18 protein-coding genes are annotated in these 23,365 nt (G+C 60.9%); 10 read left to right on the top strand and 8 right to left on the bottom strand.

Annotation, left to right across the window (positions count from 1 at the left end):
- Positions 1–117: 117 nt before the first annotated feature.
- Genes KXD86_RS05675 through KXD86_RS05655 form a run of 5 tightly spaced genes read right to left on the bottom strand, consistent with a single transcriptional unit; the run spans position 118 to position 6,486 of the window.
- Entirely contained in the window at positions 118–939 is an 822-nt protein-coding gene (locus KXD86_RS05675) for an enoyl-CoA hydratase/isomerase family protein (RefSeq protein WP_218635084.1), read from the bottom strand.
- Positions 940–960: 21 nt separating this feature from the next.
- On the bottom strand, positions 961–2,121 hold the full coding sequence (atuD, locus tag KXD86_RS05670; RefSeq protein ID WP_218635083.1) for a citronellyl-CoA dehydrogenase: 1,161 nt from the start codon (positions 2,119–2,121) through the stop codon (positions 961–963).
- A gap of 57 nt (positions 2,122–2,178) precedes the next feature.
- A complete protein-coding gene (locus KXD86_RS05665) occupies positions 2,179–3,795 on the bottom strand; it encodes an acyl-CoA carboxylase subunit beta (RefSeq protein ID WP_218635082.1) in 1,617 nt (538 codons plus the stop codon).
- 10 nt (positions 3,796–3,805) lie between these two features.
- A complete protein-coding gene (locus KXD86_RS05660) occupies positions 3,806–4,672 on the bottom strand; it encodes an SDR family oxidoreductase (protein WP_218635081.1) in 867 nt (288 codons plus the stop codon).
- Positions 4,669–6,486 (bottom strand): acyclic terpene utilization AtuA family protein, encoded by a 1,818-nt coding sequence (locus tag KXD86_RS05655; RefSeq protein ID WP_218635080.1) that lies wholly within the window; start codon positions 6,484–6,486, stop codon positions 4,669–4,671. Before KXD86_RS05655 ends, KXD86_RS05660 begins: the two co-directional genes overlap by 4 nt.
- 158 nt (positions 6,487–6,644) lie before the next feature.
- Between KXD86_RS05655 and KXD86_RS05650 the strand changes: the two genes are divergently transcribed.
- From KXD86_RS05650 to KXD86_RS05615, 8 genes are all read left to right on the top strand, one after another.
- The gene (locus tag KXD86_RS05650) at positions 6,645–7,271 is read left to right on the top strand and encodes a TetR/AcrR family transcriptional regulator (protein ID WP_218635079.1); all 627 of its coding nucleotides are present in this window, start codon (positions 6,645–6,647) and stop codon (positions 7,269–7,271) included.
- 337 nt (positions 7,272–7,608) lie between these two features.
- On the top strand, positions 7,609–8,673 hold the full coding sequence (locus KXD86_RS05645) for a hypothetical protein (protein WP_218635078.1): 1,065 nt from the start codon (positions 7,609–7,611) through the stop codon (positions 8,671–8,673).
- A 59-nt stretch (positions 8,674–8,732) separates the two neighbouring features.
- Positions 8,733–9,743: a putative solute-binding protein gene (locus tag KXD86_RS05640; protein ID WP_218635077.1), complete on the top strand. Its 1,011-nt coding sequence runs from the start codon at positions 8,733–8,735 to the stop codon at positions 9,741–9,743.
- Positions 9,744–9,758: 15 nt separating this feature from the next.
- Positions 9,759–11,810: a TRAP transporter large permease subunit gene (locus KXD86_RS05635; protein ID WP_218635076.1), complete on the top strand. Its 2,052-nt coding sequence runs from the start codon at positions 9,759–9,761 to the stop codon at positions 11,808–11,810.
- A gap of 153 nt (positions 11,811–11,963) precedes the next feature.
- Entirely contained in the window at positions 11,964–14,609 is a 2,646-nt protein-coding gene (locus tag KXD86_RS05630) for a S8 family serine peptidase (RefSeq protein WP_218635075.1), read from the top strand.
- Positions 14,610–14,626: 17 nt separating this feature from the next.
- A complete protein-coding gene (locus tag KXD86_RS05625; protein WP_218635074.1) occupies positions 14,627–15,085 on the top strand; it encodes a protease complex subunit PrcB family protein in 459 nt (152 codons plus the stop codon).
- A 67-nt stretch (positions 15,086–15,152) separates the two neighbouring features.
- Positions 15,153–17,048: a DNA topoisomerase IV subunit B gene (parE, locus tag KXD86_RS05620; RefSeq protein ID WP_218635073.1), complete on the top strand. Its 1,896-nt coding sequence runs from the start codon at positions 15,153–15,155 to the stop codon at positions 17,046–17,048.
- A 95-nt stretch (positions 17,049–17,143) separates the two neighbouring features.
- The gene (locus tag KXD86_RS05615) at positions 17,144–18,919 is read left to right on the top strand and encodes an SLC13 family permease (protein ID WP_218635072.1); all 1,776 of its coding nucleotides are present in this window, start codon (positions 17,144–17,146) and stop codon (positions 18,917–18,919) included.
- On the opposite strand, the gene KXD86_RS05610 is transcribed toward KXD86_RS05615, so the two are convergent.
- Complete coding sequence (locus KXD86_RS05610; RefSeq protein ID WP_218635071.1) at positions 18,906–20,201, bottom strand: EAL domain-containing protein; 1,296 nt, start codon at positions 20,199–20,201, stop codon at positions 18,906–18,908. The genes KXD86_RS05615 and KXD86_RS05610 overlap by 14 nt on opposite strands.
- A gap of 517 nt (positions 20,202–20,718) precedes the next feature.
- On the opposite strand from KXD86_RS05610, the gene KXD86_RS05605 reads away from it, so the two are divergent.
- Both KXD86_RS05605 and KXD86_RS05600 read left to right on the top strand, forming a co-directional pair.
- Positions 20,719–21,264, top strand: a complete 546-nt coding sequence (locus tag KXD86_RS05605; protein ID WP_218635070.1) for a cytochrome b — start codon at positions 20,719–20,721, stop codon at positions 21,262–21,264.
- 64 nt (positions 21,265–21,328) lie between these two features.
- Positions 21,329–21,910: a YceI family protein gene (locus KXD86_RS05600; protein ID WP_218635069.1), complete on the top strand. Its 582-nt coding sequence runs from the start codon at positions 21,329–21,331 to the stop codon at positions 21,908–21,910.
- Positions 21,911–21,966: 56 nt separating this feature from the next.
- On the opposite strand, the gene ypfJ is transcribed toward KXD86_RS05600, so the two are convergent.
- Both ypfJ and KXD86_RS05590 read right to left on the bottom strand, forming a co-directional pair.
- A complete protein-coding gene (gene ypfJ / locus KXD86_RS05595) occupies positions 21,967–22,869 on the bottom strand; it encodes a KPN_02809 family neutral zinc metallopeptidase (protein WP_218635068.1) in 903 nt (300 codons plus the stop codon).
- Between the two features lie 139 nt (positions 22,870–23,008).
- Entirely contained in the window at positions 23,009–23,260 is a 252-nt protein-coding gene (locus tag KXD86_RS05590) for a hypothetical protein (protein ID WP_218635067.1), read from the bottom strand.
- Positions 23,261–23,365 lie beyond the last annotated feature (105 nt).

Below are 23,365 nucleotides of genomic sequence, written 5' to 3'. Positions count from 1 at the left end.
GTGAATGCGGGCGTGGGGCCAGAAAACCGCTACAAGCACGTCCATGTGCGCTTGTTTCCGGCCATCCCTGGCCTCCAACATTTTCTGACCCCACGCCCGCATCCACCCGCTCCGCGATCATTCGGAGTCACCTGCCCAGGCCGGTGGACGCTTCTGCATGAAGGCCATGGTGCCTTCCGCGCCTTCGCTGCCCCGGATGGCTTCGGCGAACTTCTCGGCCGCGCTGTCGAGCAGGCCACTCATGGCCTCATGGCCCACCCGGTGGAGCAGTGCCTTGGTTTCGGCGGTGGCGACCGGCGCGCACTGACGAACCCGTTCCAGGGCGTGGGCAACCATCTCTTCAAGTTCCTGATCGGAGGTGGCCGCCTGGTGGACAATCCCCAGATCGCAGGCTTCGTCCGCGCCAATCCGCAGCCCGAGCAAAGCGAGGCGACGGGCCTGGGTCAGACCGATCCGTTCGACCACGAACGGGGCAATCTGGGCTGGAATGACGCCCAGTGAGGTTTCCGGCATGCCGAACTTTGCCGTCGGGCCGGCGATGGCTACGTCGGACACGCAGGCGAGTCCGAAGCCGCCACCCATCACGGCACCTTCGGTCACCGCGATCACGACCTTGGAGGATTCGTTGACCTGCTGGATCATCTGACCGAAGGCTCGGTTCAGTCGGTAGAACGGATCGGCTTCGCCCTCGGCCGCTTGCTGGCCCCGGGCGCCGGCCATGTCCTTGATATCGCCGCCGGCGCAGAAGTGTCCGCCGGCACCCCGGATGACCACGGCCCGGATGTGCAGGTCGGATTCGATCTGCGAGAAAACCGTCGATAGCTCGGCGACCATCTGCAGGCTCATGGCGTTTCGCACCTCCGGCCGATTGATGGTGATGAACAGGGTCGGGCCCTGTTTCTCCAGCAGCAGTGTTTCGCAATGAGGTAAGGATTCCATCTCAGACGACTCCATGCCGTGTTAGTCGCGTTTCTTGCCAGGCAGGGTGCCCATCATCTTGCAGATGATGCCCAGCATGATTTCATCGGCGCCGCCGCCGATGGAGACCAGGCGAACATCCCGGAAAGCCCGTGACAGCGGGTTATCCCACATGTAGCCCATGCCGCCCCAGTACTGCAGGCAGCTGTCCGTAACCTCACGGCCCAGACGCCCGGCCTTGAGTTTGGCCATGGAGGCCAGTTTGGTAACGTCCTTACCTTCGATGTGCAGCTCGCAGGCCTGATAGGTGAGGGCGCGCAGGGCTTCCACTTCGGTTTGCAGTTCGGCCAGGCGGAAGTGGATGACCTGGTTGTCGATCAGTGGCTGGCCAAAGGTCTTGCGCTCACGGCAGTAGGCGATCGTCTGGTCGATGCAGTTCTCCAGTGCCTTGATGACGTTGGCGGCGCCCCACATGCGCTCTTCCTGGAACTGCAGCATCTGCATCATGAAGCCGGTGCCTTCGGCGCCGATGCGGTAACGCTGGGGCACACGAACGTCGTCAAAGAAGATCTGGGCGGTTTCCGATGACCGCATGCCGAGTTTGTTCAGGTGGGGACTGAAGGAGATGCCCGGGGAATTCATGGGCACCACGATCAGTGACTTGTTCTTGTGGGGTTTGTCGTCGCTGGTGTTGGCAAGCAGGCAGATGAAGTCGGCCTTCGGGCTGTTGGTGATCCACATCTTGGAGCCGTTGATCACGTAGTCGTCACCGTCCGGGCGGGCGGTGGTCTTCATGCCCGCGACGTCGGAGCCCGCGCCCACTTCACTGACGCCAATGCAGCCGACCATCTCACCGGCAATGGCGGGTGCGAGGAAGGTGCGTTTCAGCTCGTCGGAACCGAAGCGGGCAATGGCCGGGGTGCACATGTCGGTCTGCACGCCTACCGCCAGGGGAACGCCGCCGCAGTGGGCCAGCCCCAACTCTTCAGCGGCAACCAGGTTGTAGCTGTAGTCCAGGCCCATGCCGCCATATTCTTCCGGCTTCTGGATGCCGAGGATGCCAAGCGCCCCCAGTTTCTTGAATACTTCATGGATGGGAAACTCGCCGGCTTCTTCCCACTCGTCGCAGTGGGGATTGATCTCTTTCTCCACAAAATCCCGGACGGTTTTTCTGAGGGCTTCGTGTTCAGCTGTAAATTTCACCGTGTTGTTCTCCTTGTCGGAAATTGGGTCGTCAGTCGCACCGGAACTTGTTGAGTGTCAAAGGCGTGCGACGCCGAAGGAATTGGGGCGCAGAGGTCGGGCCTCGGCTTCTCGGCATACCGAGAACACCAGCGCCAGAACCCGGCGGGTGTCCCGCGGATCGATCAGGCCGTCGTCCCACAGGCGTGCTGTGCCGAACAGGGCGGTAGAGCCGTCTTCCAGTTTCTTGGCCGTGGCCTGTTCCAGGAAGTCGAGGGTTTTCGGATCCGGCTCGATGCCGCTACGGCGCTGTTTGTCCTCCGCCACAATGCGCATGACCTTGCCGGCCTGGGCGGGGCCCATGACCGCGGTGCGGCTGTTGGGCCAGGCGAAAATGAATCTCGGGTCCAGGCCCCGGCCACACATGGCGTAGTTACCTGCACCATAGGAGCCGCCGATCACGATTGCGACCTTGGGGACCCGGCAGTTGGCGACGGCCTGGATCATTTTGGAGCCGTGTTTGATGATGCCGTTTTGTTCCGAGTGGGTGCCGACCATGAAGCCGGTGGTGTTGTGCAGGAACAGCAAGGGCGTACCGGCCTGGTCGCAGAGCTGGATGAACTGGGCCGCTTTGGCGCTGCCGGCCGGGGTGATCGGGCCATTGTTGCCGATGATGCCGACGGAATGGCCCTCAATGCGGATGGTGCCGCACACGGTCTGGTCATCGAATTCGTTTTTGAAGTCCATGAACTTCGAGCCGTCGGCGATGCGGGCCAGGATTTCCCGGACGTCATAGGGCTTCTTGGAATCGGAGGGGATGACACCCAGCAGCTCTTCGGCGGGATAGAGCGGTTCGTCCCAGCTCAGTTCCCGTTGCGGGGGCAGCTGTTCGTTCCAGGAAAGGGCTTCCAGGATGTTGCGGGCCTGGCGGATGCCGTCGGCATCGTCCTCGGCCAGGTACTCCGCGGTACCGGCCACCTGGGCGTGCATCTCGGCGCCACCGAGTTCCTCGTCGGTCGCCACCTCCCCGGTGGCGGCTTTCAGCAGGGGTGGTCCGGCCAGGAACATTTTGGCCTTGCCGCGCACGGCCACCACGTAATCGGACAACCCGGGCTGGTAGGCGCCGCCGGCGGTGGCGTTGCCGTGCACCACGGTGATCTGGGGAATGCCGGCGGCGGACATGCGTGCCTGGTTGGCAAAGCCGCGGGCACCCTGGACGAAGATGTCCGTGGCGTAGTTCAGGTTGGCGCCGCCGCTCTCGGAGAGCGAGACCACCGGAAGCTTGTTTTCCATGGCGATCTGCTGCAGGCGCAAGGTTTTGTCCAGACCGGCCGGGGTAATGGTGCCGCCCTTGATGGCACTGTTGCTGGCGACTACCAGGCAGCGGATGCCGCTGACCGTGCCGATGCCGGCGATAATGCCACCGCCGGACAGGCTGCCGTCCTTGTCGTCGTGCATCTTGTAGCCGGCGAGGGAACAGAGTTCCAGGAACGGCGTGCCCCGATCCAGCAGGCGATTGATTCGGTCCCGCGGGAGCAGTTTCCCACGCTTGGTGAATTTCTCCCGGGCCGCCTCCGCCAGGTCCAGGACTTTCTGTTCCACCTCCCGGAAGGACCGGATATGGGCGTCCATGGCATCGGTGTTGGCCTGAAACTCCTCGGACCGGGGATCGACACGGGTTTCCAGTACTTGCATGGCGTTCTCCTCAATCCTCGCTGAGCACGTTCGGGGTCGTGGCCCGGTGGAAGCCGTTGAAGGGTTCGTTGTTCTTGGCTTTGGGCAACGGCCAGACCCGGCCACCCTGGGAGGCGCCACCATCGATACGCAGGCAATCACCACTGATAAAGGCCGCGCCCGGGCTCAGCAGGAAGCAGATCGCGGCGCTGACTTCCGATTCGGTACCCATGCGCTTGATGGGCACGTTGTCGCCGAGGCTGCGGATCCACTGCTTCATATGCTCCGGGTAGTTGTCCATGCCACTTGAGGCGATCCAGCCCGGTGCCACGGCATTGACCCGCACGCCGGAAGTTCCCCATTCCACCGCCGCGGTCTGGGTGAAATTCACCATTCCGGCCCGGGCAGCGCCAGAGTGACCCATGCCGGGCATGCCGCCCCACATGTCCGCGACGATGTTGACGATGGCGCCACCGGTTTTCGACAGCGCCTGGGTATAAGCTTCCCTCGCCATCAGGAATCCCCCGGTCAGGTTGGTCCGGACCACGGTTTCCCACCCCTTCTGGTTAATGCCGGTCAGCGGCGAGGGAAACTGACCTCCGGCATTGTTAACGAGGCCATTGAGCCCGCCGTGTTCTTCCAGAATGGCCGTCACCGTGGCTTTGACCGAGTCCTCTTCCCGGATATCGCAGACGTGGGCAGTGGCCATGCCACCGTCTTCGATGATTTCGGCTTTCACCTTCTCGACCTTTTCCGCCTTGCGGCCCACCAGGGCGACCCGGGCGCCGAGGGCGGCGAGCTCATGGGCGGTGCAGCGGCCAATGCCCGAGCCGCCACCGGTCACGATGAAGGTCTGGTCCTTGAACAGGTCGGGATGAAAGATGGATTGGTAGCTCATGAACGGGATCCTTGCTCCAGAACGGCCCGATTGACGGGCACAGGGAATTCGAGAAGTTGCTGGGCGAATGCCTTGCCCTGGGGGTCGATACGGAGGCTGGCAACACCGCCGCCGCCGAGGCTGTGTTCCAGCAGGAAGTTAAAGGCATGCAGACCCGGCAGCGCCCAGCGGGTGACCTTGCCGGTTTCCGGGTTGAGGGTGTGGCTCATCCACTCCGCCACGGCGCCTTCGGTCAGGGCGGCCTCGATGAAGGGCACGAAATCCGGATGACGGGCGATGACCCCGATGTTGCTGTGATCGCCCTTGTCGCCACTCCGGGCCCAGGCCAGTTCAATCAGCGGCACGGTGGTGTCGGCCTCCGGCGCCCTCCGGTCCTCGGGTTCGGCAGGCAGGCTGCTTCCGTCGAAGCCGCCTTCAGTGGCGATCCGTACTGGCTTTTGGTCGCCGCCCAGGTCCACGGTGACCGTCACTTCCGTTTTCGGGACCAGGCAGGAGTAGAGGCGGATTTTTGGCCAGACGGTGGGGCGCCCACCTACAATGCCGGTGATTCCCGGTGCCATGCCCGTGGCGGCCTGGGCGATTTCCCGGGAGAACAGCACCAGCGCTTCCTTCTTGGGGTGAGCCGTACTGATCTTGACCACGACCTCCCGGCAGTCGGCGGCGTGACCGTGGGCACCGTAGGTGGTCTCGGTGCCCAGCAGTTCGATACTGGTTTCCGAATAGTCTGGCAGATCCCGCTCACGGAACAGGCGTGAGGTTTTCGCGAGGATGGCCTCAGCCACGGATTGGGCCTTGGCGCGGGCATTGATGCCGGCCAACAGGAACGTCACTGTGCATTTGAACCCATCGGGCCAGGTGCCCGACACCTTGTAGCTGTCGGTGGGAGGCATCCCGCGGGCGCCGCGCACGGACACCCGGTCCGGGCCGGATTCTTCCAGGATGACGTCGGTAAAGTCACAGGCCACGTCCGGGAGCAGGTAGGCCCGAGGGTCGCCGATCTCATACACCAGCTGTTCAGCGACCGTGCCCCGGGTCACCTGCCCGCCGGTGCCGTCAGGCTTGGTGATGACGAAGTCGCCGTCGGCTTGCACTTCGGCAATTGGAAAGCCCATGTCAGCGTAGCCGTCGGCAACCTCTTCCCAGTCGGTAAAATTGCCGCCCGTGGCCTGGGCGCCACACTCAAGAAGGTGTCCGGCGAGACTGCCCTGGGCGAGCTTGTCGTAGTCGGTCCAGTCCCAGCCAAACTCATGCACCAGCGGGGCGAGCACCAATGCGCTGTCGGCGATCCGGCCGGTGATGACGATGTCTGCACCCTGTTCCAGTGCCGCGACCAGTCCCGGCGCGCCGAGGTAGGCGTTCAGGCTGACCATCATCGGTGGCATGGGTTGTCCGGTGGTCATCTCGGTTATCCCGGCCTCACCCAGGTTTTTCTTCCTGGGTAGCAGGTCATCCCCCAGCACCAACGCAATGTTCAGATCCACACCGGCCTTTTCACAGAGGGCCTGAAGCGCATCCCGGCAAGCCACCGGATTGACGCCGCCGGCATTGGCCAGCACGCGAATTCCCTGGTCGCGAATGTCGCCCAGCAGGGGCCCCATGACCGTCTGTACGAAATCCCGGGCATACCCCTGGGAGGGATCCTTCATCTTCTGACCGGCCATGATCGACATGGTGATCTCGGCGAGATAGTCCGCCACCAGGTAATCAAGGTTGCCCTTGTGAACCAGTTGCGCCGCAGCGGTCTCGGTGTCGCCCCAGAACGCGGCGGAGCAGCCGATGCGGATTGGCTTCGTACGCTTTTCAGAATCTGCCATCGTTACGTGCCCTGTTTACGTTGGCCGACCGTGCTGGCGGCAAAAGGTCGGCGGGGTTGTCCAATGATGAATTCGACAATACCAAGCAAGCGCTTGGTTTGTAAACAGGGAAATGTCAGGTAGAATTATTGGCCTGTTTCGACTGCTGGAAATCCGCTGTGAGCCAATCTGAAATTCTCCAAGCCCTGATCGCTGATAACCTCGTCTCTGACCCTAATGGCGCCCGCGGCCGATTGCTGAAAGAGGCGGCTCGTCTGTTCCGGGACAAAGGGTATGAGCGCACCACGGTGAGGGACCTGGCCGCGGCCGTGGGGATCCAGTCCGGCAGCCTGTTTCACCATTTCCGCACCAAGGAGGAAATCCTCAAGGCGGTCATGGTGGAAACCATTCGTCTGAACACGGCGCTGATGCAGGCGGCCGTCGATGCCGCCGAGTCGAGTCAGGAGAAATTGCGGGCGTTGGTCCGGGCCGAGCTGGAGTCGGTAAACGGCCAGACCGGTGAAGCCATGGCGGTGTTGGTGTTCGAGTGGCGCAGCCTCTCCGAGGAATCTCAGGCGGAGGTGCTGGAGCTGCGGGATATCTACGAGACGCTGTGGCTTGATGCGCTGTCCGCCCTGAAGCATGAGGGCCGATTGCAGGCGGATCCGTTTGTGGTGCGTCGGATGCTGACGGGCGCGCTTAGCTGGACGGTCACCTGGTACAAGCCCAGTCGCGGTGGGCTAACGCTCGACGGGCTCACCGATGAGGTGATGGCAATGATGGGGCTGGCGACGTCCGCGGCGTGACTCCGTCCATCGGGCTTTCCAAAATCGAGGCCTTGTTGGCTTGATTGGCAGGAATGGTACGCGGGTTCCAGAATCGCTCTGAATCAAAAGCCTCTGTTTTAACTAGAAATTTTCTCCGTTATGTAACTTTCATTGCGGGCCATTGGCCTGATCGGCATGTCCCGGTTGGCAATCCAGCCATTTTTGTCGAACAGTTTTCCACGCATTCTTGCCCCGTTGATGAAGAGAAGCGGCGAGTCAGATCGGGTTTCGGGTCACGGTACGGGCCTGTGACTCCATGGTAAAACACCGGCTCTGGCATCCCGAACTTATAAAAACAATGTAAACAGGGCGAATTATGATCTCCTCTCTGGTAACCCTCGCCGGTCGCACTCCGGCCGTACGTCTGAAACTGCTCATGTTGACAGCCGTCGCTGTCCTGGCCGGCTGTTCCGCCAACCCGATCTACACCACCACCGGTGTCGTTCTTTCCAATTATTCCGAGGGAGAAGCGACGCCTTATGTCATGCAGATGTCGGATCCCGAGATGGCCTGTTCGCTCGGCGAGGGCATCGATCCCTTGCTGTACTCCTTTTCCCGCGTGACCGATGCGCCAGACAGCACTGGCTCGCTGCTGATGCTGCTAGCCGGTAATTGTATGGAATACCGCGCCTGGGAAGCCGAACTCGCGTACCTGAGGGCCGACTTCGAAGGCAACGTGCCTGCCGCCAAGGACGCTCGTGAGGAGGCCAAGCGCCTCAATGCCAAGACCGCCGAGCGTCGACTGCGTGCCTTTAACCGGGCCATGGCCGCTTACGAGTTTGATCCGGCTGCCGAGCCGCTGGAATGTCCGTTCCTCTTTACCGAGCAGGACGAGCTCACCTTCCTGCTGGGGCTGCTGACGGGCATGCAGGCCATCGTGAACGACGCCAATTCCGGCGCCATGGCCGGTATTCCACGCAACATTGCCCCCCAGGCAGAGCGTGCCGCCACCTGCCTCGATAACGAGAAGTGGGGCGGGTTGCCCAACTCGATCCGCGCCCTGGTCTGGCTGCTCCTGCCGGATACCCGCCCGGCGCTGTCCCCCGACCCCTGGCGGGTTCTGGACAACAGTTCCGAGCTGGGCGTGAAAGTTGGCATGCGCGCATCCATGGCGCTCGAGGCGGTGGCTGCCGAGACCTTTGGTCGTCCCGACGTTCTGGCCGATACGATTGCGGAATTCGTTGACGCCGAGGAGCGAATTGATGTCTGGGAGGACTACCGCCTGGTCGACCATGTCGCGGCCGGCGTCATCCGGTTTTCCTCCGACAAGCACTGGACGGCCAATTACGGTTACCGCACACCTCAGAGTTTCTTCGGCAAGATGAGCCCCGAGCGGAATACTGAAAACGTCGAAACCATGAGCCTGGACGATCTGCTCTAGGGCTATCCGTCAGAATCCGACTGAACACCGATAAACACAAAAATGACCCGGAGGTCGTTATGATCCGCAAATCCCTTACTGCATTGACCCTGGCCGCTGTCGCCCCGCTGGCGTCGGCCCAGACCGTATCCATGTGCGTCTTCGATGTCATTGGCGCCAATGGCGATCTCTACAACATGGTCAAGGACTACGCGCTGGAGATGAAAGCCCACGGCGTCGATTTCAATCTCAAGCCCTACACCGATGAGGGTGTGGCCGTTGGGGATTTCAACGCCGGCCAATGCGACGCCGTTGCGGCTACGGACCTTCGTACCCGCCCGTTCAACCGGTTTACCGGCAGCATCAGCGCGGTGGGCGCGCTGCCCACCTACGATGACCTGAAAACCCTCCTGGCAACGCTGGCGCAGCCCAAAGCCGCCCCGCTGATGAAAGAGAACGGGTATGAGGTGTTGGGGATTGTCCCTGCCGGTGCGGGCTACCTCTTCGTCAACGATCGCAGCATTGATACCGCAGGCGAGCTGGCCGGCAAGCGTATGGCAACGCTGGACTACCAGAAAGACGCCATCCACATGGTGAACTTCGTCAAGGCAACCGTGGTGCCCTCGGACATCACCAATTTCGCCGGCAAATTCAACAATGGCTCGGTTGACACGGCTTACGCCCCGGCCTTCGCCTACGAAGCCCTGGAACTCTACAAGGGCATTGGCGAGAACGGCGGTATCGTGGATTACCCGCTGGCCCAGCTGACCATTCAGCTCATTGCCAAAGACGATGTGCTGGACGATGAAACCGCCCAGAAGGCCCGTGAGGTCGCCTGGGGCATGTTCCCGCAGGCCATGGACCTGATCTCCCGTCAGGAAGCGGCGATTCCCGACGAGAAATGGGTGCGCATCCCCGAAAAGGACATTCAGGGCTACCAGGAAATGTTCCGTCAGAACCGTCTGGAAATGCGTGATGGCAAGAACGGCGCGCCGGACGTGTACCACCCCAAGATGCTGGGTCTGTTGAGCAAGATTCGCTGTGCCAGCAACCCTTCCGCTTCCGAGTGTACGGCGGCGAACCGCGAATAACAGGGTGGATCACTCATGAACTGGCGAGCCTTGACCGCGCCCGCAGCCCAGACACTGTATCCCGTGCATCGCATGCACGGGGTAATCCTGCTGCTGCTTCTGCTTTTCACATTGTTGCTGGGGATGGGAAACTCGCTGCACTCGCGCCTGCTGTGGGTGGGTGAGCAGACCTGGCCCAATTATTACCTGCTCAATCCGGACGCGACGGAACCGTCGTGTCAGCTGGAAATGGATGTGGACGCCGAGGTTCGCAAGCGGATGGACGCCTACAAGCCGGACCCGGACGACCTGTTCAGCTCGCCACCGAATCCAGAGGCGATCCGCCAATCCCTGGCGCGGAATCTCGAACTCTGCCAGCAAGAGTATGTGCTGTACGAACAGAATCTTGAGCATGCCACTCCGGCGCTGGGCCTGTTCAAGACCGTCGAGCAGGGATTGGCGGATTTTCTCCTCGATAACATCGAGCTGACGAAGTACCTGTTCATCGCGATGTTTGCCATGGCTGCAGCCATCGCTGCGCTGGACGCGGACCACATCGCGTTGCGGCTGCCACGGAACCGGGCCGAGTGGCGATTCAGTCAGGCGACGCAGTTCGTGGTGAATGGGCTGATGGTGGGATCCCTGAATTCCTACCTCGGTAAGCTCGCCAGTTCTCCCGGATCGGAGGGCACGGTCGACCTTCAATACGCCTGGGCGGCGGTGTTCGGCCTCTTCATGGTGATCAACGTCATCCGGTTCGTGAACGTTCCGGAACGGATGAAAAAGGGCCGGTTGGCGCTGTCGTCCGGTCTGGTGATGCCCCTCTACTGCGCGATGGGGCTGATCGCCATGAGCTACTTCTTCTTTGTGGACGGCTACTCATCGGGCCTGGCGATCTATTTCGGCATGATGTCGAACCTGTCTTCGATGTTCATCAACATCGGCCTGTATGTGCTGGTGGGTATGGTGCTCAAGCAGACCCGGCTGCCGGAGCTGCTCCTCAATGTGATCAAGCCGTACAACCTGCCGGCGCCAATGCTGGCCTCGGTGATCATCTTTGCCACGGCGTTCCCGACCGCCTTTACCGGTGCGTCCGGTATCTTCATCCTCGCCGTGGGCGGGGTGGTCTACGACGAGCTGCGTCGGGCCGGCGCGGGTCGGCAGTTGGCACTGGCCACCACGGCCATGTCGGGCAGCCTTGGTGTGGTCCTCAACCCCTGTTTGCTGATCGTGGTTGTGGCCGCCCTGAACAAGGAAGTGACCACCACCGAGATGTACGGATGGGGGTTCTGGGTGTTCATTATGTCCGCTTCGCTGTTCTCCCTGGTCGTCTGCAAGACCCAGGGCAACTGGAAGCCTCGGCCGGCTCCTGGCGCGTTCCGGGCATCGCTGGTCCAGATGAAGCCACTGATTCCCTACGTGCTTGTTGGTGCGATCGTGATCCTGGCGATATGGGCGATACTCGGGCTGAAGTTCAACGAGTACAGCGCACCGATGATTCTGCCGCTGGTCATGCTGGCCCTGGTTTTCCTGGATGCCGGTAGTGACAGCCGCGATGCGGGGGAATCCCGGCTTCAGGCGTTCTGGAAGCGCAGTTCCTACGCGGCCAGTGATTCGGCCGTCCACATTGGTGCCTTGCTGGCGCTGATCGGCTTTTCCATCTGTCTGGGCGGCATCCTGGAGCGCTCGGACATCGTCCACGCGTTGTTCCCGGAGAATCTCACCAGTCCCTGGGTAGCCATGCTGGTCATCGTCGTTATGCTGACCTTCATCGGCATGGTGATGGACCCGTTCGGTGCGGTCATCCTGGTGTCGGCGACCATCGCCCAGCCAGCGATTCAGTTGGGGATCGATCCGCTGCACTTCTGGATCGTGTGCCTGGTGGCTTTCGAGCTGGGCTACCTGAGCCCGCCGGTGGCGCTCAACCATCTGCTCACACGCCAGGTCGTCGGCGAAACCGAGGTACTCGCAGGCGAGCGCACGGGCACATTCTGGCACCGGTATGAACGGCTGTTGCTACCCCTGGTGGTCATGGGGCCAACGTTGCTGCTGGTGGCCTTCGTGCCCATGCTGTTCTACGCTCTATAACAAGGACTGAAACGACCTGAACCGCCTCCGGGGAACACCCGCGGGCGGTTTTTTGGCATCTGGGGCGCCGGTTTCGACGTATCGGTTAACACTCAGTAAATAACACCAGCTCTGCGATGATGTATGCTGGAGAACGATCGGAGAGTAATCCCTATGTTATCGAAGCCATGCCCCAGAACGCTGATCAAACACACGGCGACCGCCGGCCTTTTGCTGGCCCTGGCGGGGTGCGGTGGTGGCTCGGACAGCAGCTCCGAGCCAGTCGCGGTAGCGCTCTCCGGTATCATTGACATCGAGACCGGCACCCGGGTCGATGCGGATAACGCGGACCTGCTGGCATTGAGCGAAACGCGCCTGACGTCCCCGCAAAACCTGCCCGCGGAATACATCCTGGCGGGTTACGTCAGCCCCTCGTCGGGGGCCTATCCGCCCCTGGCGGATTTTCCCGCCATCGGGTATCCGGCCGATCCCGATGACACCTTTTCCATGCGGTTGCGGAATGGCCAGACCGTCGAGTTACAGGCGTTCGCCACCCGGGCCGGCGCGTCGCCCCTGAGGCTGACTGTTGATGGTGTTCAATCCACTGTAACCACCAGCACAGACAGTCGTATCGGTGTCACCAATTCCGGTGCAGACGGCACCTATACCGTCCGGGTTGAGTCTGAAGGGACAACACCCATGCTCTATGTCCTGTCCACGGCGGTGAATCCGGCCGGAGAAGCCGTCTCCCTGGAATGGCCGAACCATGAGTTTGTGGAAGGTGAGGCGCTGGTCGCCCTGAATCAGTCTTTGGACCAGGCCTCGGCCCAGTCCATGCTTTCCGCGAACGAAATGGTGCCTGCCCAGGAGCTGGCCCCGGGGCTTTGGCGGGTCAAGGCCCCGGTTTCAAAAGCTCTGACTGGTGGGCAAGCGGGCGCTGCAACCCTGGACTGGATCCGCTCCCTGAAGGCGCGTCCGGATATCGCCTCGGCCACCCCGAATTATCGGATGCAGGCGATGACGCCCATCAGCGAGCCACTCTACAGTGCCCAGCAGTGGCACTACAGTTTGCTGAATGCCCCGACGGGCTGGCAACTGGCTCCTGACGGGGGTGAAGGTGTCACGGTCGCGGTAATGGATACGGGGCTGTATCGAGGTTCAAGTGCCTGGCACAGCGATATCAATGCCAACGTTGTTTCGCCATTGCCGGCGGGATCGGACTTTGTGTCTGAGCAATTCGATAATGACGGCCAACCGGGCAGGGACAGCAACCCGGCTGATCCGGGCAACAGCGTCGGCGGCAGCGTGTTCCATGGCACCCACGTGTCCGGGACGGTTGCCGCGGTGATCAACAACGAGGGCGGCGGCGGTGTCGCCTTCAACTCATCCCTGCTGCCCGTTCGGGTGTTGGGCGAGGGCGGTGCCGGTTCTTCGGCCGATCTGCTGGCGGCCCTGCAGTGGGTTGCCGGTCCCGAGAGCGGCGCTCCGTTGGCGGATATCGTCAACCTGAGCCTGGGTGGGTTGCCCTTCCTTCAGTCCCTGCAGAATGCGATCAACGTTGGGACCGAACGGGGCATTATTTTCGTGGCCGCCGCAGGCAACGCCGCGACCAGTTCCGAATCCTATCCGGCCGCGTTCGATAATGTCTTCGCCGTCAGCGCCGTTGATGGCGCGGGCGATCTGGCGTCCTACTCGAATTTCGGGCCCTGGGTGGATGTGGCTGCGCCCGGTGGTGATGCCAGCCGGGACGGGAACGCCGATGGTCGAGGCGATGTGGTGGTCAGCACCAGCGCCAGTGTCATCAACGGTTCGTTGCAGGAAACCTACATCGGTCTGCAGGGCACCTCAATGGCGGCGCCTCACGTCTCGGGAGTCATGGCGCTGATGAAAGATCAGAATCCCGCACTGGATTACGGTGCCATCAATGCCTTCCTGATGGCTGGCGAGTTAACCGTGGCGCCTTGTGGTAGCCCGCCCTGTCCGAAATCCAACGAGTTGGGGTATGGGCTTCTGGATGCGGGTAAGGCGACATCCGCCGCGCTGTCTTCGCCAATCACAGACCTGTTGACCGCCTCGCCGGCCATTGTGTCGCTGTCATCCGAAGGCAGTCTTTCGGCAACTGTGTTGCTGGAGGTCTACGGTAATGATGCCCAGCCAGTAACGATTGAGGCGATCTCGGAGCCGCCGGCGTGGTTGACCATCGAACCTTTAACGGAGAGCTCGGGTACGCGGTTTGATCTTGGCATGTCATTGAATCTTGACGCCCTAGAGCCTGGTATTTCAGAGAGAGCTACGCTCGAGGTGACCTACACTGGGAGCGAGACTCGAACTCTCACTATCCCAGTCGTCGGCCAGCAGGTCACCGACCAGCAGGCCCGCGATGCTGGCCGGCACTTCGTGCTGCTGGTGGATCCGGAGCCGGAAGGCGGCTTCTACACCACCGTCGCCCAGACCAACGTGGTGGCCGAAAATGGTCGCTACCGGTTTGCCTTCGTGCCGGATGACGGCCAGGAACCGAAGCAGTTAAACGAGGTGCCGCCGGGGAACTACATTCTGGTGGCCGGCACCGATCTGGATAACGACGCCCTGATCTGCCATGCCGGCGAAGCCTGCGCGGAGTACCCGGTGGCTGGCCTCAGGGAAGAAATCACCGTTTCTGCGGGCGAGGCCATTGAGGGCATCCGCATGACCACCAGCTATTCCCGGCCGTCGATTTCCGCGACTTCGCCGGATCAGCTGCCTCGTCCGGGATTCCGTGGCTATCAGTTGCTGTCACCCGCCCCGGACGCCAACGACGTAAAGGCCCTTGCCCAACCATGATCCAGATCCCTAGACTGATGACCGGAGTGGCTGTTCTTGCTGGCGTGTTCGGTGCCGGCTGTGCGGTCAGTCAGACGGAGACAGCCTCCGGTGCACCGCTGGCCCGGCAGATCGTGCAGTCCTCCAATTGTGGGCTGACGGCGCCCGGCCATGTGCACCTGAAAAGCCGTTCCGATGTTGATCGGCTGGAGGCCCTGCCGGGCCGCAGTCTGCCGCTGGCGCCGCTGCGGGAGATCCGGTTCGAGAACGAGCACGTGATTCTGGCGGCTCTCGGGCAGAAGCCCACCGGTGGCTACAGTGCCACCCTGGCAGGATCCATGATTGACGATGGCGTGCTCGAACTGACGCTGAACATTCATGAGCCGGAACCGGGAATGATGGTCACCCAGGCCCTGACGACCCCATGCGCGGCCATCGCCGTGACCGCCTCTGGCTGGAATGACATTCGGATCACGCCGGTCAAAAACAACCGTTGATCTTTCCCGCTGAATCCCTAAGCTATGACGCAGCTTCTTGTTCCTATTGCGGAGTTACTTCCTGCTTATGAGTCAACAACAATACAACGCCGATGCCATTGAAGTACTGAGCGGCCTGGACCCGGTGCGCAAGCGCCCGGGAATGTACACCGACACCAGCCGCCCCAATCATCTGGCGCAGGAAGTCATTGATAACAGCGTGGATGAGGCCCTGGCCGGACACGCGCGCCGCATTGATGTGGTTCTATACAGTGATGGTTCGCTCAGTGTCGAAGACGATGGCCGGGGTATGCCAGTGGACCTCCATAAGGAGGAGGGCCTGCCCGGGGTCGAGCTGATCCTGACCCGGCTGCATGCCGGCGGTAAGTTCTCTCAGGGTAACTACAACTTCTCCGGCGGCTTGCACGGCGTGGGGGTTTCCGTGGTCAACGCGCTGTCCACGCACCTGGAGGTGACCATCAAGCGGGATGGTCAACTGCACCGCATGTCCTTTGCCAATGGCGACAAGGCCTCTGAGCTGGAAGTGGTGGACACGGTGGGTAAGCGTAACACCGGTACACGACTGAAGTTCACACCGGATGCCAGCTACTTCGACAGCCCGAACTTCTCCGTCAGCCGGCTTCGTCATAACCTGCGTGCGAAAGCGGTTCTCTGCCCGGGGCTCACGGTCACCTTCCTGCAGGAAAAGACCGGTGAAAAGGACGAGTGGTATTACGAAGATGGCCTCAGGGACTATCTGCGCACGGCCCTGGCGGACATTGAGGCGGTACCCCTGGAGCCGTTCACTGGCAGCTTTTCCGGTAACAAGGAAGCCGTCGACTGGGCCATCCAGTGGTTGCCGGAAGGTGGCGAAGCGGTGATGGAAAGTTACGTCAACCTGATCCCCACGGCCCAGGGCGGCACCCACGTCAATGGCCTGCGGACAGGCCTGCTGGAGGCAATGCGGGAGTTCTGTGAGTTCCGGAATCTGTTGCCCCGTGGGGTTAAGCTTTCGCCGGAGGATATCTGGGAGCGGGCAGCCTACGTGCTGTCGTTCAAGATGCAGGAGCCCCAGTTCTCGGGTCAGACCAAGGAGCGCCTGTCGTCCCGCGAGGCGGCTGCGTTCATTTCGGGCGTGGTCAAGGACGCCTTCAGCCTCTGGCTGAACCAGCATACGGATGTTGCCGAGGCACTGGCTGAGCTGTTCATCAGCAATGCCCAGCGCCGTCTGCGGGCCAGCAAGAAGGTGGCGCGGAAAAAAGTGACATCGGGTCCGGCGCTGCCGGGCAAGCTCGCGGACTGTTCCGGCGGGGATACCGCCCGATCAGAGCTCTTCCTGGTGGAAGGGGACTCGGCCGGTGGTTCGGCGAAGCAGGCCCGTGACCGTGAGTTCCAGGCGGTAATGCCGCTGCGGGGCAAGATTCTGAATACTTGGGAAGTGGACCCGTCGGAAGTGCTGGCGTCCCAGGAAGTGCACGATATTGCCGTGGCCATCGGCGTTGACCCGGGCTCGGACAAGCTCGAAGGTCTGCGCTACAACAAGATCTGCATCCTCGCCGATGCCGATTCTGACGGTCTCCACATTGCGACCTTGTTGTGTGCGTTGTTTGTGAAGCATTTCAGGCCGGTGGTCGCTGCTGGCCACGTGTTCGTTGCCATGCCGCCGCTGTACCGGGTGGACCTGGGCAAGGAGACGTTCTACGCGCTGGATGAGCATGAGAAGCAGGGCATCATCGACCGGCTGGCGGCCGAGAAGCGCAAAGGCAAGATCTCGGTTACCCGCTTCAAGGGGCTGGGTGAGATGAACCCGCTGCAGCTTCGGGAGACCACCATGGCGCCCGATACCCGCCGTTTGGTAATGCTCACGATCGAGGACGGTGACGACACGGACAGCCGCATGGACATGTTGCTGGGCAAGAAGCGGGCCTCCGATCGCCGGTCCTGGCTGGAAACCTACGGCAACATCGCCGACGTTGCCGTTTAATATTCCCAAGGATGCTATAAAAAGCATCCTTTATTCTTTCTAAGTATTCCTCAAAGCCGTTATCCTGCCAGTTTTCTTTCCGGGAAGAACCGTAAATGGACTGGCAAGGCTGGTTTGCGCTGGGCCTGGCGGGCACCTCGCTGATACTCATGAGTGTTGGACGAATAGCACCCCACATGGTGATGATGGGGGTGTTGGTCGTGCTCAGTGCCAGTGGCATTATTTCGGCGGATCAGGCGCTTGCGGGTTTCAGCAACAGCGGGCTGATCACCGTGGTGGCCATGTTCGTGGTCGCTGCCGGCATTCACCATTCCGGTGGTGTCGACCTGCTGGTGCATCATTTGCTCCGCAACCCGAAAACCATCCGCAGTGCCCAGGCCAGAATCGCGCTCCCGGTATCGCTGCTGAGTGGCTTCCTGAACAACACGCCGGTGGTCGCGACCATGATCCCCGCGGTGCATGCCTGGTCCAGGAAAATCGGCATCTCTCCCTCCAAGCTAATGATTCCCCTCAGTTATTCCGCCATTCTCGGTGGCACGCTGACACTGATCGGTACCAGCACCAACCTTGTCGTGAATGGCCAGTACCAGCAGCTCACGGGTGGGGAGGGATTTTCAATTTTCTCGATCACCGCGGTCGGGCTGCCCGTTGCCGTCATCGGGGTGGCGGTCATCCTTCTGGTGATGCCCCGAGCACTGCCGGACCGGAAAGACCAGCAGAAGTTCGGTTCCATGCGGGAGTTCACCCTGGAGGTCGCGGTTTCCTTCGACGGGCCGCTTGTCGGTAAAACGGTGGGTGAGGCTGGTCTACGGGAGCTGGAACGGCTCTACCTGGTCGAGATCGAGCGCGACGGAAGCGTCGTTACCGCCGTGCCTTCCGAGGAGCGCCTCAGAGGCGGCGACCGGCTCGTGTTTGCCGGCGACACCCAGGCCATCTCCGATCTGCTGCGCATCAATGGCATTGTGCCGTCCGTGCACGAGGATGAGCCCAGCCTGAGCCAGGACCGTGCCGAGCGCAGGTTGGTTGAAGCCGCCCTGTCGCCGCAATCGGACGTGCTCGGCCTGACCATCCGTGACGCCCGGTTCCGGGACCGGTACGGCGCTGTCGTTCTCGCTGTGGCGCGCGGCGGGGAACGGGTTTCCGGCAACCTGGGCAATATCCGCCTGAAGCCGGGGGACGTATTGCTGCTGGAGGCGCGACCGGCGTTTGTGAGTCGCCAGCGCTATAATAAGGATTTCCTGCTGATCAACGATCTTGAGACAGATACACCGCGCCATGACCGGGCGTGGCTGTCTTGGGCGATTCTGCTGGTGCTGGTCGGACTGGCCGCCTGCAGCGTTCTGAGCATGCTCAATGCGGCCCTGTTGGGCGCTACCCTGATGATCATTACCGGGTGTTGCTCCGTCGGACAGGCCCAGAAGTCGGTGGATGTCCCAGTGATCCTGACCATTGCCGCCTCCTTTGCCCTGGGTGCCGCCCTGCTGGAAACTGGCGCCGCACGGTTTGTCGCCGAGGGCATTCTCGGCCTGAGCCAGGGCAATGTGCTACTGGCGATCCTCCTGGTCTACATCACGGTGTCGGTGCTGACCGAAGTGATTACCAATAATGCGGCTGCGGTGCTGGTGATTCCGGTTGTCCTGTCCATGACAACCACGATGGGTGTGGCTGCCGAACCTTTTGTCATTGCGGTTATGATGGCCGCATCTGCGAGTTTTGCGACACCGCTGGGCTATCAGACTAACATGATGGTTTTCGGGCCGGGCGGGTACCGCTTCGGTGATTTTGTTCGGGTGGGATTGCCGATGAACGTGTTTATCGGTGCAATTACGGTCGTCGTCATCGCCCTGGTCTACGGGATCAGTCTTGGCTGACCGGGGGCACGGGAGGGTTCGCCAGGATGTCGCAGCACAACACCCGCAGTTCACCCTCCTGGTAATAGCCCTGGGACAGGGTCACGCACATGTAGGCGCCGGTGACGCAGAGGTAAGGGGCAGTGATGTGGAGGCTTTCCGGCTGCGCCAGTGCCTGGCGGAGGTATTGTTGCCTGAACCAGTCTGCGCTGCTGGTGCTCTCAAGGGGCTTGAAGCGCGGGTCTAGGCTGCGGACTCCCAACTCGGATACGAGGGTGTCCTGGATCTGTATGCCCCGGTCGTTTACCAGGTAGCAGCGTGAGACGGCAGGGTGGTTCAGCAGTTTCACGCAGGCCTGATCCATGCTCAATCCGCTTCCCAGCCTGTCGATGGCGGTCCTGAAAAAACCGCTGAAAAACTCCACCAGCTGTCGTGTCGGATCCAGGGTCACCTGATTGCGGACCTTGTATTCGTCCAGCAATTCGTCAAAGTTTGCCGGGGATTGGGTGAGCGCCTCAAGGTCGATGCTCGGGCGCCGGAAGAAAAAGCCCTGAACGAAATCGACGCCTGCATCAATGGCGATCATGGCCTGATCCCGGGTTTCCACCCCTTCCAGCAAAACCAGGCAGCCTGACTGATGGAGCAGGGAAGCAATGCCATTGAGGATCTGCCTGGCCTTGTTATCTTCGGTGGCACGGGTCAGCAGGGTGCGGTCCAGTTTCACGATGTCCGGAGACAGATTCCAGATGCGCTCGAAGTTCGAGTGACCGGCCCCGAAATCATCAATGGCCGTGAGGCAGCCCAGTTTCTTGTAGTAAGCGACGGTTTCCTTGAGTTTCTCTGCATCGTCAGTGGGTTGTTCAACGATCTCCATAACAATTCGATGCGGCGGCAAACCGGTCTGCTTCAGTAGCTGCCCGAAAAACGAATCGGCCTGACTGCCGCTGGTCACTGCCTGGGGCGACACGTTCAGGAACAGCCAGTTGAGCTGGTCCTCCAGGCCGCTGTAATTGCGAATGTGCAGATAGCGGCAGAGCCGGTCCAGAAGCAGGTTTTCCGCATGGGTGGCCGGCAGCTGAAACAGGTGAAGGGGCAGAACCGCAGAATTGTCGTTGTCGAAGGCCCGGATCAGGGCTTCGTAACCGACGATGCGCTTGTGAGAAATGCTGTATATGGGTTGCAGAGCCGTCCGGAGGGTAAGTCCCTGGAAACTGGCGGTCCAAACGTCACCTTCCTGGCTAAGCATGGGGGACAGCAAATCCAGTTCCGGGGCTGTCAGCTTTTCGGAGAGGCTTCGCGACATAGACTGTTCTGATCGGTTGCACGAAAACATCAGGTGCCGGAGAAGGGCGGCCTGAACTGTCAATAATCAGTACATATGCGGCGAGCAAACAGGCAGCACTACTGACGTAAGTGCCGAGATTGCCAAAAAAAAGAAATTATTACCACTGTTTCATGTAGAAAGTGGAAACCGATTGCATCTTTGTCGGACCAACGGCCGGAATCACCGGCCGAGCGGCCCAAAGGCCGCCAGGGGATCAGTTGTTGCTTGGAACGACAACACTTTCGTCGAACTCGAGTTCCATGTCTGTATCCTCTCTGTCAATGAGGCCCCACGACGGGGCTGCTAAATATGTGTTAAGTCTATCGATGTTGCCGTTTTGAACAATCCGTAAAAGCCGTATACGACCAAAGGCATAGATGTAATCCTTTGGTCAGAAATTCTGATGGTGGTCAGCAAAACATTTCGATTTTTCTTACCATTAGCCGCTCGTAGAATGCGGCCAACGTGATCAGGCAGGGAAGGGTTCGAACCAACGATGCAGATCAGAAATTCCTCCGACCGATATGGCGCTGTTGCCATCTCGATCCACTGGCTTGTTGCTTTTGCAGTCATCGGCCTGTTTGCGCTCGGTTACTGGATGGTGGACCTGTCCTACTACCACGACTGGTACAAGCGCGGACCTGATATTCACCGGGCCGTCGGTATCCTGTTATTCGGGCTCATGCTCGCCCGTATGGTCTGGCGCACGCTCAATTCCGGACCGGGACCGTTGCCGAATCACTCTCGCTGGGAGGTTGCCAGCGCGCAAGCCGTTCACCTGCTGCTGTACCTTTTGCTGTTTGTGGCCATGGTCAGTGGCTACCTGATTTCCACCGCTGATGGGTCTTCCATCAGTGTGTTCGGGTGGTTCGACGTGCCCTCGGCAACCGGGCAGATCAAGGGGCTTGAAGACACGGCAGGGGCGGTTCACTACTGGTCGACCTGGGCGATTGTCGTGCTTGCCGCGCTTCACGCGGGAGCTGCCCTCAAACATCACCTGATTGATCGTGACCGAACCCTCCAGCGTATGCTTGGTCAGTAGGCCTGGCGGCGTTTAAACGTTAACAAACGGCCCTTGGGGTCTGAACTGAGAAAGGGAGATACCGATGAAGAAAGTTCTGCTCGCATCCGCGATGTCCGTGGCACTGATTGGTGGCGTGCACGCTAATGAGCACAGCGGCACCTACGCGTTTGATAAGGAGGGTGCGCACCAGTTCGTTACCTTCAAGATTTCACACCTGGGTTACAGCTGGCTGTATGGACGATTCAACGATTTTGACGGCCAGTTCGTTTACGACGCCGAAAACCCGGAGAACAGCTCTGTCTCGGTCACCATCGACACCTCCAGCGTTGATTCCAACCACGCCGAGCGGGACAAGCACCTGCGTAGCGAGGACTTCCTGTTTGTTGATGAGTACCCGGAAGCGACCTTCAAGAGCAAGCGCGTTGTGGTTGATGACGAGGGCGAAGCGGACATCATCGGTGACCTGACGCTCCGTGGCGTGACCAGGGAAGTCACCCTTGAGGCCGAGTTGATCGGCCACGGAGACGATCCGTGGGGTGGATATCGTATGGGCTTTGAAGCCGAGACCGAGCTTCGACTGAAGGACTTCGGCATTCCCATGGATCTGGGCAAGGCCTCTGAAACCGTCGACATCATTATTTCTGTCGAGGGTGTCCGTCAGTAAGAACGCACGGTGCCTGTCAGGAGGGTCCGGGCCCGCCGTGTCCGGAGCCCCCTGATTCAAGGCGAGTCGGCAGCGAACGTGTTGCAGGCTTCAATGTCTCCGCTCTCGAAGCCCCTTCGGAACCAGCGTACTCGTTGTTCCGACGTGCCGTGGGTAAAGCTGTCGGGCACCACCTGACCGCCGGACCGGCGCTGGAGCCGATCGTCCCCGATCGCTGACGCGGCCATCAGGGCTTCCTCAAGATCGCCGGGCTCCAGGATTTGGCGATCCCGATGGGCAATGTGCCCCCAGACCCCGGAAAAACAGTCGGCCTGCAGTTCCTGGCGGACCGAAAGCGCATTCACCTCTTCCCGGGAACGTCCTCGACCTGCCTCCCGAACTTCCTGGCTGATCCCCAGCAGCGTTTGCACATGGTGTCCCACCTCATGGGCAATCACATACGCCTGGGCAAAATCCCCGGGCGCTCCAAATCGCCGGGCCAGATCCTCGAAGAACGACAGATCCAGGTAGACCTTCTGGTCACCCGGGCAGTAAAACGGTCCGACTGCGGCACTGGCGAAGCCGCACGCCGATTGCACCTGGTCGGAGAAAAGAACCAGCGTTGGTTCCCGGTAAGTGCCGCCAAGGCCGTTGAATATGGTTTGCCAGGTATCTTCGGTGTCCGCGAGGACCACCGATGTGAAATCGGCAAGTTCCTGCTCAGCCTGAGAAAAGTCACGGGGTGCCTGGGCGACGGTGGCGCCTCCCGTCAGCGTGGGCAGCAGGTCAATGCCGAGGAACTTCCCGCCCAGCACCACGGCAACCCCTGCGATGAGGATCGCGCGGCCAATCTTGCTTCGGAATAGGAGGGGCAGGAGCCTCAGTAGCAGGATGCCACCCGTACCGGCTGAGGAATAACGCTGGGATTGCCCGCGTCGATCGTCGATGTTGTCGCTACGTCTGCCACTTCGCCAGCGCATTCCAGTACCCTCCCGCCGCACCCTGCGACGGAACCGGTCCAGGAAGCGAGGTTATGTTAACCAGAAGAATAGCAGTGGATGCGGGAAAGTCGTCGTGACCGATTGGGTTTTCTGTGTCAGAAAAGGAAACCGGGCGAGATCAGGTCGCCCGGTGAGTGGGGTCAGTCGTTTTGCTGGTCGATTGACCCGACTTGCAAAGATGACGCTGTCGCCAGAACTGGCCGGCAAAAATGACCAGCCAAATGAGCACTCCCGCCCAAAGGTAGGGCTCGGGAATCTGGAATGTGCCGCTGATTGCAAACTCCACGAGGAGCATCAGCGCAACTGCCAGTACCGCATTCACCATGGCAGTGACCATGGCTTGCCCGCAGGCCTTGAGGTTGGGTTTCATAGTGTTCCGCTTGTTTGGAGAGTTAAACGGTCTTCTATTCAGTGAAGGCGAGCATACGGCTAGCATTACAGAGTCTCCATTCGGGAATTCCGCTATTGGAAATTG

It is taken from the genome of Marinobacter arenosus (assembly GCF_019264345.1).
GTDB classification, from domain to species: domain Bacteria; phylum Pseudomonadota; class Gammaproteobacteria; order Pseudomonadales; family Oleiphilaceae; genus Marinobacter; species Marinobacter arenosus.
Note: the sequence above shows the minus strand (reverse complement) of the source record. Positions and strands in the feature narration are given on the sequence as shown.